The sequence below is a fragment of the Winslowiella toletana genome (assembly GCF_032164335.1).
Taxonomy (GTDB): domain Bacteria; phylum Pseudomonadota; class Gammaproteobacteria; order Enterobacterales; family Enterobacteriaceae; genus Erwinia; species Erwinia toletana_A.
The window spans coordinates 1,995,809-2,012,742 of record NZ_CP134152.1 but is presented as its reverse complement, the minus strand read 5'-3'; the positions used below and the strand labels follow the sequence as shown (position 1 = coordinate 2,012,742).

Below are 16,934 nucleotides of genomic sequence, written 5' to 3'. Positions count from 1 at the left end.
TATGATTGCTTTTTTTATCGCGCAGTGCGCGTTGCAAAGGGGGGAGTTCCCTTTGCTGATGGAGCGTCTGAGCGCTCTCTGGATTTATTACGAAGAGTAAAATAAATCGGCATTATTTTGTTTGATGGTTATCACGTTTCGTGGAACCAATCAGCGCAAACCAGAAAATTTATAGCAAATAACGCTAATATTTTAGCCAAAAAAAAAGTGCATGCGCTATTTTATGGCGCTGCACTTTACGACTTTTCACTATTAATTACGAGCTATAAAAGAATTCAGGCGGATTGTTCAGCTCCGAGACGCGACATCGGAATATGAAACAGATCAGAGAAGTTTTGTGTCGTCGCCGCCGCCAGCGTATCCACATCAACGCCCTTCAGCACCGCCATATATTCCGCTACGTCGCGGGTGTAAGCAGGCTGATTCTCTTTACCTCGATGCGGTACTGGTGCCAGATACGGCGAATCGGTCTCGACCAGCATACGATCCAGCGGCACAAAGCGCGCCGCCTCACGCAGCGCTTCGGCATTACGGAAGGTGACAATGCCGGAAAACGAGATATAAAAGCCCATATCCAGCAGCTTACCGGCAGTTTCACGATCTTCGGTAAAGCAGTGCAGCACGCCGCCACAGCCTTCAACCTGTTCTTCGCGCAGGATCGCCAGCGTATCTTCGCGTGCATCGCGGGTGTGGACGATCACCGGTTTATTCATATCGCGGCCAACGCGGATATGCTCGCGAAAGGATGCCTGCTGGCGCGCTTTGGTTTCTGGCTGATAATAGTAATCCAGCCCGGTTTCCCCCATAGCCACCACACGAGGATCGGCAGCCAGCTGGCGTAACTCGGCGAAATCATACTCTTCAGCCTGGTTTAGCGGGTGTACACCGCACGAGTAAGCCACATTATGACGCTCGCCAATCAGCTGCTGCATCGCTTTATAACCCGGCAGAGTAGTGGCAACAGCCAGCATAAATTTAACGTCGCGCGCCGCCGCTTTGGCCAGAACATCATCGAGATTCTGGTGCACAGTTTCGTAGTTCAGGCCATCAAGATGACAGTGGGAATCAACTAAAAACATAAAATTACTCTCTGAAGCGTTGAACCGACGACATCGGTTTAAAAATTTGTTCCCAGCTTAACAGCTGTTCGGTTAACAACAGTTCGCGATTAACCGCTACCACATGCAGCAGCCGATCGCGGCAGGTCATCCAGCTTCGCAGGCTGCTGTCGAGCGCCGATGAGGGCAGCTGCTGGGCTATGTGTGCAATCAGCACCTGTTGATCGACATTGGCAATATACTGACCACCGCCCTGCTGCCACTTCATGGCATCAATCAGCAATGCGCACAGCCAGCCAATACGTGCCGCGGCATCCTCATGATTAAGCACGGGCAGTAAGCTCAGCAAATCCTGTTGCAACGCGGTGGAGAGCTGGCTGCACAGCAGCTGACGCTGCGCCCAATGCTTTTCGTCCAGCAGCGCCAGCGCCGCAGCCGGCGCGCCGCTGCTCAGACGCAAGGCGGTGGTGCAGGCCTCGCTGGAAGCCGGCGTCTGTTTTTGCAACCAGCCAAGACTCTGCGCCTCGAGTGGCGGAGAGAGATGCCAGCTAAAGCAGCGGCTGCGCAGTGTCGCCAGCAGGCGTTGCGGCTCGCGGCTGCTGAGAAAGAACCAGGTATTTTTCGGCGGTTCTTCCAGCGTCTTCAACAGCGCATTGGCCGCGGCCTCGGTTAACTGCGCCGCATCAGGCAGCCAGACCACTTTCGCGCCGCCCTGCTGGGCATGGTGATAAAGCTTTTCGCTGACGCTACGTACCGCATCAATACCCAGCGAACTTTTGCCCTTTTCCGCTTCAAGCTTATACCAGTCAGGATGCGTACCCGCCTGCATCAGCTGGCAGCCGTGGCAGCGTCCGCAGCTTTTCAGCCCGTCGCGTTGCAGACACATCAACCAGCGGCTTAACGCCCATACCAGTGCATCATCCCCCATACCCGGCAGCGCCTGAATCAGCAACGCGTGATGACCACGATCGCCCTGATGCTGCTCAACAATTTGTCGGTAAGGTTGATTCAGCCACGGATACCAGTTCATTATGCCTGCTCCGTCAGCCACTGCTGCAATACCGACTGAAGTGACGCTGTCACTTGCTCAATATTTTGCGTCGCATCAATGGTTTTAATCCGTGGATCGGCAGCTGCCAGTTCCAGATAACGCTGGCGGGTGCGCTCAAAGAAATTCAGCGACTCTTGCTCGATACGGTCCAGCGCTCCCCGCGCACGGGCGCGTTGTAACCCGATTTCCGGCGTAACATCAAGATACAGGGTTAAATCTGGCGCAAAATCAGCCAGCGCGGTATCACGCAGCGCATCCATCAGCTGGCGATCGAGGCCGCGGCCCCCGCCCTGATAGGCTTGCGAAGAGAGATCGTGACGATCGCCCAATACCCAGGCACCCCGCGCCAGCGCCGGTTTGATCACCGTGTCCACCAGCTGAACCCGCGCGGCATACAGCATCAACAGTTCCGCTTTATCGGTTACCTGTTCGCCTTCAATACCTTGCTTTATCAAATCACGCAGTTTCTCAGCCAGCGGCGTTCCGCCCGGCTCACGGGTAAATACCACATCGCTGATGCCATGCTGCGTTAATACCGCAACCACCGCATCACGCGCCGTGGTTTTACCGGCACCTTCGAGACCTTCAATGACGATAAATTTACTGTTCATTCTTTTCCTTCAGTGCCTGACGATAAACCTGCACCGCCCGATTATGGCTGGCCAGATTAGTGGTAAAGGTATGTCCCCCCTTACCATCGGCAACAAAATAGAGGTAACTGGTTTTTAACGGATGCGCAGCCGCTTCAAGTGACGCCTTACCCGGCATCGCAATCGGCCCAGGCGGCATACCGCTAATCACATAGGTATTGTACGCTGTCGGCGTCTCCAGATCTTTGCGCGTCAGATTACCGTTATACTTTTCGCCCATGCCATAGATCACCGTCGGATCGGTTTGCAGCCGCATGCCGAGGCGTAAGCGATTGATAAACACCGACGCGACTTTGCTCCGCTCATCGTTAACCGCCGTCTCTTTCTCGATAATCGATGCCATGGTAACCAGATCGTTTTGGGTCTTGTACGGCAGATCGCGCATTCTGTCCTGCCAGATAGTGTCCACCAGCGTTACCATCCGCTGATTGGCGCGCTTCAGTAGCGCAACGTCGGTGGTATTCGCGGTATACAGGTAAGTATCAGGATAGAACCAACCTTCGACGCCATCGGCGCTGTCGAGCTTCAGCGCCTCTGCCAGCGTGGCAAACTGGTCATCTTTCAGCGTGTGCTTAATGTAAGGCGCAGCGCGCAATTCTGCCATCCACTCCTGCAGACGCGTACCTTCAACAAAGCGAATCGGAAATTGCGCTTCTTTGCCGCTGGCCAGCAGCGCCAGCATCTCACGCACTGTCATCTGCGGCTGCAAACGATAGGTACCGGCTTTAAACTTCGCCAGCTCTGGCTCCAGCTTCAGCAGTGCGCCGAACCAGATGCTGTGTTGAGTGATGTTATCATGCTCCAACTGCGCTTCCAGCGCGACGCGACCGGTTCCCGCAGGCAGAGTGAAAATGGTTTCCTGGTTAATCGCCAGTGGCGATGCAGCAAACTGGCGAATTTGCCAGTAACAGAAGGCGACAATCAGCGCCAGAATAACTATCGCCCCGGCGATAACTTTTCGCTTATTAATCATGCAATATCCATCTAATTAGCAATGAGGGCTTACCCGATCAAACAGCAGACGCGATGAGTAACGCCATTCTTCAATCTGATAAACCGGCAAAACGGGCATCAGTGCATTACAAATCAGCACTTCATCAGCACGGGCGAGTGCACTCATCTCCACGCTGACTTCCTGCCAGTGAAAACCCTGTTGCTCCAGCAGGCTAATAATACGCTGGCGCATTGTGCCACTGACGCCGGATTGCGTCAGCAGCGGAGTGAAAACCTGCTGCCCTTCACGCCAGAACAAATTGGCCGCACAGCATTCCACCAGCTTACCTGCGGTGTCAAGCACCAGCGCCTCGTCAGCACCAGTCTGCTCAAGTTGCGTACGGATCAGCACCTGCTCAAGGCGGTTAAGATGCTTGATGCCGGCCAGCAGCGGATTTTGTCCCAGCCGCACCGGGCTGAGTACCAGCCGCGCGCCACTTTCGCGTAGCCGGTGATAATGCGCCGGATAAGCCGAGATTGAGACAATGCGCGTCGGTAACTGACAGCCCGCCGCACTGTAACCTCGCCCGCCACTGCCGCGGGTAATCAGCGCCTTCAGTACGCCGTCATGTTGCTGTTGCGCCGCATAAACCATTTCAGCTTCCAGCGCGCACCAGTCAACGCCGTCAATCAATAACCGGCTGGCACCCTGTTGCAGGCGCTGCAGATGGTCGGGCAGCCAGTCGACTTTACCCGCACGCACCCGCGCGGTGGTAAAGCAGCCATCGCCAAACTGCACTGCGCGATCGCTGACTGCCAGTTTGTCCTGCCGTTCACCATTGATCCAGACCATGCCCTGCCCCTGTGTGACCATTGTTTGCTTTTAATTTACCCGCCTGCGGCGCGAGAATTCTCCGAATGTCGCAGCGACATGATAAAGATAAAAAAAAGGCCCGCCAATGCGGGCCTCAGAGGTCAATTATCACAGAATTAAACTTTGCGGAAAATCAGCGACCCGTTGGTGCCGCCAAACCCGAAAGAGTTACACAAGGTGTATTCCATGCCCTTAACCTGACGAGCTGTGTGTGGTACGAAGTCGAGATCGCAACCTTCATCCGGATTATCCAGGTTGATGGTTGGTGGCACGACCTGATCGCGCAACGCCAGAATTGAGTAAATAGACTCAACGGCGCCAGCTGCACCTAACAGATGACCGGTCATGGATTTAGTCGAACTCACCATCACGGTTTTCGCTGCCGCACCAAATACCGATTTCACGGCCTGGGTTTCAGCTTTATCACCTGCCGGCGTCGACGTACCGTGCGCGTTAACGTAAGCGATTTGCTCCGGAGACAGTTGCGCATCTTTCAGTGCGTTTTCCATCGCCAGCGCAGCGCCTGCGCCATTCTCAGGTGGTGACGTCATATGATAGGCATCGCTGCTCATACCAAAGCCAACCACTTCCGCATAGATTTTCGCGCCGCGTTTTTTCGCATGTTCGTACTCTTCGAGTACAACCATGCCAGCACCATCGCCCAGCACAAAGCCATCGCGATCTTTATCCCATGGACGGCTTGCCGCCTGAGGATTGTCGTTGCGCGTAGACAACGCACGTGCCGCACCGAAACCACCGATACCCAGTGGGGTGCTGGCTTTCTCAGCGCCCCCTGCGACCATCACATCGGCATCGTTATAAGCGATAATACGCGCAGCTTGGCCGATGTTATGCACGCCAGATGTACAGGCGGTAGCAATAGAAATACTTGGGCCTTTCAGGCCATACATAATTGTCAGGTGACCGGCAATCATGTTGACGATGGTAGAAGGAACAAAGAATGGGCTGATTTTACGCGGTCCACCGTTAACCAGTGCGCTGTGGTTTTCTTCGATCAAACCTAAACCGCCAATCCCGGAACCAATTGCTGCGCCGACACGGCCAGCATTTTCTTCCGTTACTTCCAGGCCGGAATCCTGCATGGCCTGAATGCCAGCGACAATTCCATATTGAATGAAGGCATCCATCTTGCGCTGATCTTTGCGCGAGATAAATTCTTCACAATTAAAATCCTTTACTAAGCCAGCAAAACGCGTTGCGTAGGCACTAGTATCAAAATGGTCGATCAGGCTGATGCCACTCTGACCGGCAAGGAGAGCACTCCAGGTGGACTCTACGGTATTGCCGACAGGAGACAACATGCCAAGACCAGTCACAACTACACGACGCTTAGACACGTTCGTCCTCCAGGGAGGGAAAAAATTGACACTGTGTGAAAGGAAAAAAAAACTCAGGCGGTCGAGCGACCGCCTGATGATGTTCAATTAGCTCTGATGATTATTGATATAATCAATTGCAGCCTGAACAGTCGTGATCTTCTCGGCTTCTTCATCCGGAATCTCGGTGTCGAACTCTTCTTCCAGAGCCATTACCAGCTCAACGGTATCAAGAGAATCAGCGCCCAGATCTTCTACAAAAGAGGCAGTGTTAACAACTTCTTCCTGCTTAACGCCAAGCTGCTCGCCAATGATTTTCTTAACGCGTTCTTCGATAGTGCTCATACTATTAAATTTCCTATCAAAACTCGCTTTCGCGATGGTTTTCGTAGTGTATAAAATGTTGAAAAAGATGCAACTAAATCCCGGCTGGTCAAACCACGATTTTACGCTATTTTGCGGCTTTTGCCCCAAATAACGCAAATAGTTTTCGTGATTATCAGACCATATACATTCCGCCATTGACGTGCAGCGTTTCACCAGTGATGTACGCTGCCTCGTCAGAGGCTAAAAATGCAACGGCATTGGCGATTTCCTGAGCGTCGCCGAGGCGACCCGCAGGCACTTCCGCCAGAATGCCCGTACGCTGATCTTCGCTCAACGCACGCGTCATGTCCGTCTCAATAAAGCCCGGAGCCACAACGTTAACGGTAATGCCACGTGACGCGATTTCGCGCGCCAGTGACTTGCTGAAGCCGATCAAACCCGCTTTTGCTGCAGCGTAGTTTGCCTGGCCCGCATTACCCATAGTTCCAACAACAGAACCGATGGTAATGATACGACCCACGCGTTTTTTCATCATCGCGCGCATTACCGCCTTGGAAAGGCGGAACACAGAAGTCAGATTGGTGTCCAGGATATCCTGCCACTCATCGTCCTTCATACGCATCAGAAGATTATCACGCGTAATGCCAGCATTATTGACTAAAATATCCACTTCGCCAAATTCAGCACGAATATTTTCCAACACGCTTTCAATGGAAGCAGAGTCGGTAACGTTCAGGAGCAAGCCCTTACCGTTATCACCCAGATAAGCGCTAATCGCATCTGCGCCACTTTGGCTGGTCGCAGTACCAATCACTTTAGCACCACGTGCCACCAGCGTTTCCGCAATAGCACGACCAATGCCGCGACTTGCACCGGTTACCAGCGCAATTTTTCCTTCGAAGCTCATGTTTTTCCTCGTGTTATTGTTCAATAGCCGCTGACAGGCTGGCCGGGTCATTAACCGCCGCCGCCGTCAGGGTGTCAACAATACGTTTAGTCAGCCCGGTAAGAACTTTACCCGGACCCACTTCCAGCAGCGAAGTCACGCCCTGCGCCGCCATTAATTCGACACAGCCAGTCCAGCGAACCGGGCTGTAAAGCTGGCGCACTAAGGCACTGCGAATCGCTTCAGGCGACGTTTCGCATTTTACATCAACGTTATTCACTACCGGGAATTTTGGCGCATTAAAGGTAATATTTTCCAGCGCTACCGCCAGTTTATCCGCTGCGGGTTTCATCAGCGCACAGTGCGACGGCACGCTTACCGGCAACGGCAGCGCACGTTTTGCGCCAGCCGCTTTACAGGCTGCGCCAGCACGTTCAACCGCTTCTTTGTTACCAGCAATCACCACCTGACCCGGTGAATTGAAGTTCACCGGTGAAACAACCTGACCCTGAGCAGACTCTTCACAGGCTTTTTGAATCGACGCATCGTCGAGACCAATAATCGCCTGCATTGCACCGGTTCCCGCCGGAACCGCTTCCTGCATCAGCTTGCCACGCAGTTCAACTAATTTGATCGCTTCAGCGAAATCCAGCACGCCAGCACAGACCAGAGCAGAATATTCGCCCAGGCTGTGGCCTGCCATCATCGCTGGCGCTTTGCCACCCTTTTCCTGCCATACACGGTAGATGGCGACAGAAGCAGCCAGCAGTGCCGGCTGGGTTTGCCAGGTTTTATTCAGCTCTTCAGCCGGACCCTGCTGCGTTAACTGCCACAGGTCATAACCCAGCGCAGCGGAAGCTTCACGGAACGTGCTCTCAACGACAGAATTTTCTGCCGCCAGGTCAGCAAGCATGCCAACAACCTGAGATCCCTGTCCCGGGAATACCATTGCAAATTGCGTCATTATAAGTTCCTGTTAATCAAAAACGAACCAGCGCCGAGCCCCAGGTGAAACCGCCACCAAAGGCCTCCAGCAGAATCAGCTGACCGCGTTGAATACGTCCATCACGCACCGCTTCATCAAGCGCTGCCGGTACGGAAGCGGCAGAGGTATTACCATGACGATCAAGCGTCACCACCACTTTTTCCATTCCCATACCCAGCTTACGGGCGGTTGCGTTGATAATACGCAGGTTGGCCTGATGCGGCACCAGCCAGTCAAGCGCTTCACGATCAAGGTTGTTCGCTTGCAGCGTTTCTTCAACGATATGGGCCAGTTCAGTCACCGCCACTTTAAAGACTTCGTTGCCGGCCATTGTAAGATAGGGTACTTCTTGCGGATTTGCCCGATCCTGATTCGCCAGCGTCAGCAGTTGACCGTAACGGCCATCGGCATGCAGATGCGTGGAAATGATGCCCTGCTCTTCGCTGGCACCCAGCACCACTGCGCCTGCGCCATCACCAAACAGAATGATGGTGCCACGATCTTCCGGATCCAGCGTACGCGCCAGCACGTCTGCGCCAATCACCAGCGCATGCTTAACCGCGCCGTTCTTAATGTATTGATCGGCTACGCTCAGTGCATAGGTAAACCCTGCACAGGCGGCAGCGAGGTCGAATGCTGCTGCATCCTTGATGCCCAGCATTTGCTGAATCATACAAGCCGAGCTTGGGAAAGCATGGCTTGAGGAGGTTGTCGCGACGACAATCAGCCCGATATCATCTTTATCAACGCCCGCCATCTCCAGCGCGCGCTCAGCGGCGTGGAAGCCCATCGTGGCAACGGTCTCATCCGGACCGGCAATGCGGCGTTCACGAATTCCGGTGCGGGTGACAATCCACTCGTCCGTCGTTTCGACCATTTTTTCCAGATCGGCGTTAGTCCGCACCTGTTCGGGCAAATAGCTGCCCGTACCGATAATCTTCGTATACATGTACGCTCAGTCACTCTTAGGTAATACAGCCTCAAGGCGGGCAGCAATTCGCTCAGGAACTTGCCGCCGCACCGCCTGCTCTGCCTGTTGTATCGCCACAGCAAATGCTTGCTGATTTGCCGCGCCGTGGCTCTTAATTACGGTGCCACGCAATCCTAACAGACAAGCGCCATTGTACTGGTCGGGGTTGAGGTGACCAAAGCGTTTCGCCAGGCGTTTTTTTAAAAAACGCCCGAGCAATGTCATCCACCACGCCCGTTTTTTTCCTTCGCCGGAGGGTTTCAACAGCGAAAGAAACATTCTTACCACGCCTTCCATAGTCTTCAGCGTGACGTTGCCCACGAAACCGTCGCAGACTAAAACATCCGTTTTACCGGTCAGAAGGTCATTGCCCTCGACGTAACCAATATAGTTGATATCCGACGACTCCCGCAGAATTGCTGCGGCATCGCGAATGGTGTCGAGCCCTTTGGTCTCTTCCTGGCCGATATTGAGTAAAGCAACACGGGGTTGCGCTATCTCAAGCACCTGCTCGGCCATCACCGCGCCCATGATGGCAAACTGCACCAGCATCGCGCTATCGCACTCTACATTGGCACCCAAATCCAGCACCACGGTTTTACCCTGTTGCTGATTCGGCAGCACCGTCATCAGCGCCGGACGATCGATACCGTCCAGCGGTTTTAATAACATCTTGGCCAGCCCCATCAGCGCTCCGGTATTACCGGCACTGATACAAGCCTGCGCCTTACCCTCTTTGACCAGCTCCAGCGCGACGCGCATTGAGCTTCCGCGACTGTTGCGGATGGCCTGGGACGGTCTGGCATCACTGGCAATAACCGATTCGGCAGGGATAACCTGCAGACGCCCTTGTAACGCGGAATCAGCTTTGGCAAGTGATGACGAGATTTTGTCGGGATCGCCGACCAGAAGAAGATGCAGCTGCGAGTTAGAGGCCAGTGCCTGCATTGCGGCAGGCACTGTCACGCAGGGACCGAAGTCCCCGCCCATGGCATCTATCGCCAGGGTCAAACGTGTCAAAGTATCGCCTTGCGTATTCGCAAGAATTACTTAGCGATGACCTTGCGACCGCGGTAGTAACCATCCGCAGTGATGTGGTGACGCAGATGAGTTTCGCCAGAAACTTTGTCTACGGAAAGAGTGGAAGTGGTCAGAGCATCGTGAGAGCGACGCATGCCACGCTTGGAACGGGTTGGTTTATTCTGTTGTACGGCCATGGACCTTACTCCTATTACTTACGCTTTAAACTGGCTAATACGGCAAATGGATTTGGTTTTTCTGCCTCTTCAGGCAACTTCCCAAAAACCATGTCCGCCTCGGACACTTCACAGTGTTCAGAATCATGAACCGGAACGACCGGCAATGCGAGGATGATTTCATCTTCGACAACTGCCAGCAGATCAATTTCGCCAAACTCGTTGACGTTGATCGGCTCGTACGCTTCCGGCAGTGCTTCAGCCTGATCGTCATTGACCACCGGACTAAAACAATACGTTATGTGGACCTGGTGAGGGAAAGACTTACCGCAACGCTGACACGACAGGGTTACAGCAACCTCAGCGGTGCCATTCAGCACAGCGAGACGCTGGTTGTCGATAGCGAACGACATGGTACATTCCACATCACTATCCACGCTGACTACAGACTCGGCAACGCGCTCCACCTGTTCAGGTGTGTAAATGCCTTGATAATCAAGGCGTTTTTGAGCCGTACGTACCGGATCAAGAGTCAGGGGTAATTTTACCTTTTGCATAGGGCGCGCATATTAACTTTGTAACGACGTAGAGTCAAAGAAAAAGGCCGTTTAACAGCATCTTTCACCCATTATTCGCATCCAGTGCGGCGCATAGTTTAAAATGCCTTTATCCGATTCGCTATATATATTCCGCAAAAAATGATGACTAATTTAGTTTTAGCCTCCACATCGCCGTTCCGCCAGGCGCTGTTAAATAAACTTGGCTTACCTTTTATAACCGCTGCACCGCAGGTTGACGAGACGCCACTGGCGCACGAAACCGCGCCACAGCTGGTCTCGCGGCTGGCAGCAGCCAAAGCACAGGCGCTGGGCAACCACTACCCTGACCACCTGATAATCGGCAGCGATCAGGTTTGTGTACTAATGAATCAAATAACGGGTAAGCCGCATACCGAACAAAATGCCTGCGCGCAATTACGCCAGGCGAGCGGTCAGTCTGTTATTTTTTATACCGGTCTTGCACTTTATTCGAGCAGTAATCATCAGATAAAGACGATATGTGAAACTTTTACCGTTCACTTTCGTCACTTAACGGATGAAGAAATTCGCGCTTATGTCGCCAGAGAGCAGCCGCTTAACTGCGCTGGCAGCTTTAAAAGTGAAGGATTGGGCATCACGCTATTCGACAGGCTCGAGGGGCGTGACCCCAATACGCTGATTGGATTACCGCTGATAGCGCTGTGTGAAATGTTACGGCAGGCGGGTATGGACCCGTTGTTAAATGCGGTATAAGCCCTGACAACGGGAGCCGAAAACGGCTCCCGTGCTAGCGTGCCGTTATTTCTGACGTAATATCGCCAGACAGCGTTTCAGACTTTCATCCAGCGGCGCTTCCACCCGCATCACTTCACCGGTGTTGGGATGGGTAAAGCGTAAGGCCGCCGCGTGCAGGAACAGACGGTTAAGCCCGGTACCGGCCAGCTGGCGATCAAACTCGCGGTCGCCATAGCGATCGTCAAAGGCGATAGGATGACCACCATGCAAAGTATGCACACGAATCTGGTGGGTGCGACCGGTTACCGGACTGGCCTTTACCAGCGTCGCGTGCTGATAGCGCTCTTCTACCTTGAAGCGGGTTTCAGACGGCTTACCTTCGCTGCTGACGCGTACAATACGCTCACCGCTCTGCAAAATATTTTTCAGCAGCGGCGCCTGCACCACTTTCAGATGCGACGGCCACTGCCCGCGCACCAGCGCCAGATAATCTTTCTGCATATTTTTTTCACGCAGCTGCTCATGCAGCGAACGCAACGCGGAGCGCTTCTTAGCCACCAGCAAAATTCCTGAGGTATCGCGATCGAGGCGATGCACCAGCTCAAGGAAACGGGCATCCGGTCGCAGGGCGCGCAGCCCTTCGATTACCCCAAAGCTCAGGCCGCTACCGCCGTGTACCGCAGTGCCTGACGGCTTGTTCATCACCAGAATATGATCATCTTCATACAGGATGGCATCGGCCAGCGAGGCCACTTTTGCCAGCTTGGGTGAAACCGCGTCCTCTTCTCGCTCGGCAACGCGCACCGGCGGGATACGCACTTCATCACCCGCTTCCAGCTTATATTCCGGTTTTATGCGCTTTTTATTCACGCGCACTTCACCCTTGCGCAAAATGCGGTAGATCATGCTCTTGGGCACGCCTTTCAGCTGCGTGCGTAAAAAATTGTCGATGCGTTGTCCCGCTTCATCGGCGGAAATAGCGATCATTTTAACGGATGGCGTATTGGTTTTCATGGTCGGCGATTCTAATTAGTGAGGGGTAATAGCGCCACCTCTTTTTATGTGCTTAACTGACAGTCTGTCTTGTAAAGCACGGTTTATGAGCACTTTTTATGCGGTTTTTTGGCAACCTAAAAAAAACACGCATTAAAGCTGGAATAAACTTCTCAAGGCGGTAAAAGTCACCTTGCTATAACAAGGTTAGCAATGGAATAATGCTAGCGTTTTTTCACGCTAAATCTTGTGATACAAGTTAATAGCGATATAAAGGAATTTTGCCGGATAGCATACACACGCAGCAATGGCGTAAGACGTATTGTGAAATCAGGCATTTAGCGGGCTGCGGGTTGCAGCCTGGACGACAAGACGGGATAGACTTTCTCTGGTTATTCAGTAGTGGTTCCCCCTCGTAAAAGCGCTGTTTTTTCCGTATGAAAAACAGGCTACCGAGATTTTGCGCCCCTTAGCAGGCGACAACCGTGAGGTTGACGGCTTTGCGATGAGACACGGGGCCATCGGTTGTTCCTCGTCCAGCGTTACCATGCCCGTAGCTTTGTCACTAATGTAAGAATAATGAGTAAGTTACGATGAAAAGAATGTTGATAAACGCAACTCAACAGGAAGAGCTGCGTGTTGCCCTTGTTGATGGACAACGCCTGTACGATCTGGACATAGAAAGTCCAGGACACGAACAGAAAAAAGCCAACATCTATAAAGGTAAGATCACCCGCATTGAACCCAGTCTGGAAGCGGCATTTGTTGATTACGGTGCTGAAAGACACGGTTTCCTACCTCTGAAAGAAATTTCCCGCGAATACTTCCCAGCGAATTACAATTCACACGGCCGCCCGAATATTAAAGATGTGCTGCGTGAAGGCCAGGAAGTCATTGTTCAGATTGATAAAGAAGAGCGCGGTAATAAAGGCGCAGCATTAACCACCTTTATCAGCCTGGCGGGTAGCTATCTGGTTCTGATGCCTAATAACCCGCGAGCCGGTGGTATCTCACGTCGTATCGAAGGTGATGACCGCACTGAACTGAAAGAAGCGCTCTCTTCGCTGGAACTGCCGGATGGCATGGGCCTGATCGTGCGCACCGCTGGCGTTGGTAAATCTGCTGAAGCCTTACAGTGGGATCTCAGCTTCCGCATGAAGCACTGGGAAGCGATCAAAAAAGCCGCCGACAGCCGCCCTGCTCCGTTCCTGATTCATCAGGAAAGCAACGTCATCGTGCGTGCCTTCCGTGACTATCTGCGCCAGGACATCGGTGAAATCCTGATTGATAACCCGAAAGTGCTGGAGCTGGCTCGCCAGCATATCGCTGCCCTGGGTCGTCCCGATTTCAGCAGCAAAATTAAATTGTACACCGGTGAAATTCCGCTGTTCAGCCACTATCAAATCGAATCGCAGATTGAATCTGCCTTCCAGCGCGAAGTGCGCCTGCCTTCTGGCGGCTCGATTGTTATTGATACTACCGAAGCGCTGACCGCTATCGACATCAACTCCGCACGCGCCACGCGCGGTGGTGACATTGAAGAGACGGCGTTCAACACTAACCTGGAAGCTGCCGATGAGATTGCCCGTCAGCTGCGTCTGCGTGACCTGGGCGGCCTGATCGTTATCGACTTTATCGATATGACCCCGGTGCGCCATCAGCGCGCGGTAGAAAACCGTCTGCGCGAAGCGGTACGTCAGGATCGCGCACGTATCCAGATCAGCCACATTTCACGCTTCGGCCTGCTGGAGATGTCGCGTCAGCGCCTCAGCCCGTCGCTGGGTGAATCCAGCCATCACGTTTGTCCGCGCTGTAGCGGCACCGGCACTATTCGTGATAACGAATCACTGTCACTCTCTATTCTGCGTCTGATTGAAGAAGAATCGCTGAAAGAGAACACTAAAGAAGTCCACGCGATTGTGCCGGTTCAGGTCGCCTCTTACCTGCTGAACGAAAAACGTGATGCGGTCAGTGCCATCGAAAAACGTCAGGGCGGTGTGCGTGCCATTATCGTACCTAACGATCAAATGCAGACTCCGCACTACTCGGTACTGCGGGTACGCAATGGCGAAGAGACGCAGACGCTCAGCTACCATCTGCCAAAACTGCATGAAGCTGAAATGGCGCTGCCTTCGGAAGAAGAACACGCCGAGCGTAAGCGTCCTGAGCAACCGGCACTGGCTGCTTTCGTGATGCCTGATGCGCCACCTGCACCGCAGGAAAAAGTCGCAGCTCCGGATGTTAACGTCACTCCTGTCGCCCAGCCTAAAACCAGCGCAACAGCCGCAGCTACGGCGCAACCTGGCTTTATTAGCCGCCTGATTAGCGGCCTGAAGAAACTGTTCGCCGCTGAAGAAACCAGCAAAGAGCAGGCTCCGCAGGCAAGCACTGAGCAGAAAGCAGACAGCAACAGTGAAGCGGCTCCGCAGCGCAATGACCGTCGCAACAACCGCCGCAACAATAATAACCGTCGCGATCGCAATGGTGAGCGTGGTGAACGCAATAACCGCGATAACCGCGATCGTAATAATGATAACCGTGATAACCGTGATAATCGTGATAACCGCGATCGCAATAACGACAATCGTGATAACCGCGAAAATCGTGAGCCGCGTGAGAATCGTGAAGACAATCGTCGTAACAAGCGCCCGGTTGCTGCATCCGCTGAGCCACGTGACGACCGTCAACCACAGAGCGAAGAAGCACGCACGCAACAACGTGATGAGCAGCAGCAACAGCGTCGTGATCAGCGTGCCGAGCGCCAGCGTCGTCGTCAGGAAGAGAAACGCCAGCAGCAGCAAGATGCAGCGAAAGCTGAACAGCCGGTAACAGAAGAAACCGTTGTTCAGAACGCCGTTGAGAGCGAAGAAAATGTGCAGGTTATGCCGCGTCGTAAACCGCGTCAGCTGAGCCAGAAAGTGCGCTATGAGTCGGAATCCACTCCGGTTGCAAAAGAGCCCGTCGATGCTGTTGCGCAGCCAGAAGCGCCACCAGCGGCAGTTGCCTTACCGGCACCGGTCGAAGCAACCGTTGCGACTGATGAGCAGGATGAAGTGGACAACCGCGACAGCAACAATATGCCGCGCCGTTCACGTCGCTCACCTCGTCACCTGCGCGTAAGCGGTCAGCGTCGTCGCCGTTATCGTGACGAGCGTTACCCGGCACAGTCACCGATGCCTTTAGGTTTTGCTGCGGCATCACCAGAAATGGCTTCCGGTAAAGTGTGGGTTAGCTATCCGGTTACCCAGGCTACGGAAGATCACGCCCCGGTTGAATTGCAGAACACTGCCGTTGAGGAACAGCAACAGCCAGGCGCTGCTGCCGTTGCCCTGCCGCAGCATGATGCAGCGCCAGCCGTTGCTGAGCAGCCCGCTGTCGATAACTCGGTTACCGAAGTGGAACCAAAGCAACTGCCGGAACCCGAAGTCACGCTGGTTGAGACAGAAGAAACCGCCGCCATTGAAGTGCCGGTTGACCAGCAGCCAGCGGTGATCGTAGCCGCTGACGAGCCGGTTGCAGAGCAGATTGCTGCCGCCGCCGAGCCAGCTGACGAAGCCAGCAAAGCAGCAGCGGAAGTTGCTCCGACAGTTGAAGAAGCTGCGCCACAAGTCACTGCAGAAGTGGCCAGTGAAATTGCCAGCAACAGTGTGGCTGAGGTCAGTGAAACGCTCGAAGCGCAGGTTGAAGAAATCACCCATGCTGCAGAAGTCGCTGAGCCAGCAGCTGAAGTGACCAGCGCGCCGAAAGTGGCTGATGAAGCTCCTGCCGTTGCGTTTAATGAGCCACATGCTCCGGTTCCGGCTCGCGACGAAGCGGTTGTTGCGCCAGTTATTGCCGATGCTAACGCTCAGGTTAACTGGAAACACCATGCCAGCGCGCCGATGACTAAAGCGCCGGCACCGGTCTGGCAGCCAGAGCCTGCGCGTCACAGTGACTGGGTTCGTCCTGGCTTCGACTTTGACGGTAAAGGTGCAGCAGGCGGCCATGCTGCCAGTCATCATGCAACAGCACCGGCGACCAAACCCTAGTCGCTCAGGTTAAAACGCCCGGCTTCAGCGTCGGGCAGTTTCCGAGGCACTATCTGACACCCTGCCAGCTATCCGCTGTCAGGGTGTTTTTTTAACTTTTTCGCTATAACGCGATTAATGATTCGCAATACTGCCTCTTTTCTTCTCACTTCCATTTTCAGCGCAAATATCATCAAAATATGATATCCATAACAGTAAAAAATAAATAAACCACTCAAAAAACTTGGGCATTAATATAAGATTAGCCTGAATCACTCAATTAACTCACTAAATTGAACATCACAAAAAACAAAGTGATTATTTTAGAATCTCACAAAAATAAATTAAACAAATAAGATCACAAATTACATGGTTAAAAACAATAATTTAAAA

General features: G+C 53.4%; 16 protein-coding genes. 2 read left to right on the top strand and 14 right to left on the bottom strand.

The annotated features are described in order from the left end of the window. Positions 1 to 275 precede the first annotated feature (275 nt). The 13 genes from RIN69_RS09470 to yceD form a co-directional block, all read right to left on the bottom strand. Complete coding sequence (locus tag RIN69_RS09470; protein ID WP_313857036.1) at positions 276 to 1,079, bottom strand: metal-dependent hydrolase; 804 nt, start codon at positions 1,077 to 1,079, stop codon at positions 276 to 278. Positions 1,080 to 1,083: 4 nt separating this feature from the next. Further along, positions 1,084 to 2,088 (bottom strand): DNA polymerase III subunit delta', encoded by a 1,005-nt coding sequence (holB, locus tag RIN69_RS09465; RefSeq protein ID WP_313857033.1) that lies wholly within the window; start codon positions 2,086 to 2,088, stop codon positions 1,084 to 1,086. Further along, on the bottom strand, positions 2,088 to 2,720 hold the full coding sequence (tmk, locus tag RIN69_RS09460; protein WP_313857032.1) for a dTMP kinase: 633 nt from the start codon (positions 2,718 to 2,720) through the stop codon (positions 2,088 to 2,090). The genes holB and tmk overlap by 1 nt, the downstream gene beginning before the upstream one ends. After that, entirely contained in the window at positions 2,710 to 3,732 is a 1,023-nt protein-coding gene (gene yceG / locus RIN69_RS09455; protein WP_313857031.1) for a cell division protein YceG, read from the bottom strand. The genes tmk and yceG overlap by 11 nt, the downstream gene beginning before the upstream one ends. 15 nt (positions 3,733 to 3,747) lie before the next feature. Next, positions 3,748 to 4,545, bottom strand: coding sequence for an aminodeoxychorismate lyase (pabC, locus tag RIN69_RS09450; protein WP_313857029.1), 798 nt, complete (start codon positions 4,543 to 4,545; stop codon positions 3,748 to 3,750). Positions 4,546 to 4,682: 137 nt separating this feature from the next. Further along, a complete protein-coding gene (fabF, locus tag RIN69_RS09445; RefSeq protein WP_313857028.1) occupies positions 4,683 to 5,924 on the bottom strand; it encodes a beta-ketoacyl-ACP synthase II in 1,242 nt (413 codons plus the stop codon). Positions 5,925 to 6,011: 87 nt separating this feature from the next. After that, entirely contained in the window at positions 6,012 to 6,248 is a 237-nt protein-coding gene (gene acpP / locus RIN69_RS09440; protein WP_052897872.1) for an acyl carrier protein, read from the bottom strand. Between the two features lie 154 nt (positions 6,249 to 6,402). Then, entirely contained in the window at positions 6,403 to 7,137 is a 735-nt protein-coding gene (gene fabG / locus RIN69_RS09435) for a 3-oxoacyl-ACP reductase FabG (protein WP_052897871.1), read from the bottom strand. 13 nt (positions 7,138 to 7,150) lie between these two features. Continuing rightward, a complete protein-coding gene (gene fabD, locus RIN69_RS09430) occupies positions 7,151 to 8,080 on the bottom strand; it encodes an ACP S-malonyltransferase (RefSeq protein ID WP_313857027.1) in 930 nt (309 codons plus the stop codon). Positions 8,081 to 8,096: 16 nt separating this feature from the next. Further along, complete coding sequence (locus RIN69_RS09425; RefSeq protein ID WP_313857026.1) at positions 8,097 to 9,050, bottom strand: beta-ketoacyl-ACP synthase III; 954 nt, start codon at positions 9,048 to 9,050, stop codon at positions 8,097 to 8,099. A gap of 6 nt (positions 9,051 to 9,056) precedes the next feature. Then, complete coding sequence (gene plsX / locus RIN69_RS09420) at positions 9,057 to 10,091, bottom strand: phosphate acyltransferase PlsX (RefSeq protein ID WP_313857025.1); 1,035 nt, start codon at positions 10,089 to 10,091, stop codon at positions 9,057 to 9,059. A gap of 26 nt (positions 10,092 to 10,117) precedes the next feature. Further along, a complete protein-coding gene (rpmF, locus tag RIN69_RS09415) occupies positions 10,118 to 10,288 on the bottom strand; it encodes a 50S ribosomal protein L32 (RefSeq protein ID WP_072133164.1) in 171 nt (56 codons plus the stop codon). Positions 10,289 to 10,302: 14 nt separating this feature from the next. Then, on the bottom strand, positions 10,303 to 10,824 hold the full coding sequence (yceD, locus tag RIN69_RS09410; RefSeq protein ID WP_052897865.1) for a 23S rRNA accumulation protein YceD: 522 nt from the start codon (positions 10,822 to 10,824) through the stop codon (positions 10,303 to 10,305). Positions 10,825 to 10,968: 144 nt separating this feature from the next. On the opposite strand from yceD, the gene RIN69_RS09405 reads away from it, so the two are divergent. Next, entirely contained in the window at positions 10,969 to 11,559 is a 591-nt protein-coding gene (locus RIN69_RS09405) for a Maf family protein (RefSeq protein ID WP_313857677.1), read from the top strand. A gap of 45 nt (positions 11,560 to 11,604) precedes the next feature. Here the strand turns inward: RIN69_RS09405 and rluC are convergent, their stop codons facing one another. Then, complete coding sequence (gene rluC, locus RIN69_RS09400; RefSeq protein ID WP_313857023.1) at positions 11,605 to 12,555, bottom strand: 23S rRNA pseudouridine(955/2504/2580) synthase RluC; 951 nt, start codon at positions 12,553 to 12,555, stop codon at positions 11,605 to 11,607. Between the two features lie 572 nt (positions 12,556 to 13,127). Here rluC and rne point away from each other — a divergent pair. After that, complete coding sequence (gene rne, locus RIN69_RS09395) at positions 13,128 to 16,562, top strand: ribonuclease E (protein ID WP_313857022.1); 3,435 nt, start codon at positions 13,128 to 13,130, stop codon at positions 16,560 to 16,562. The last annotated feature ends 372 nt before the right edge of the window (positions 16,563 to 16,934 follow it).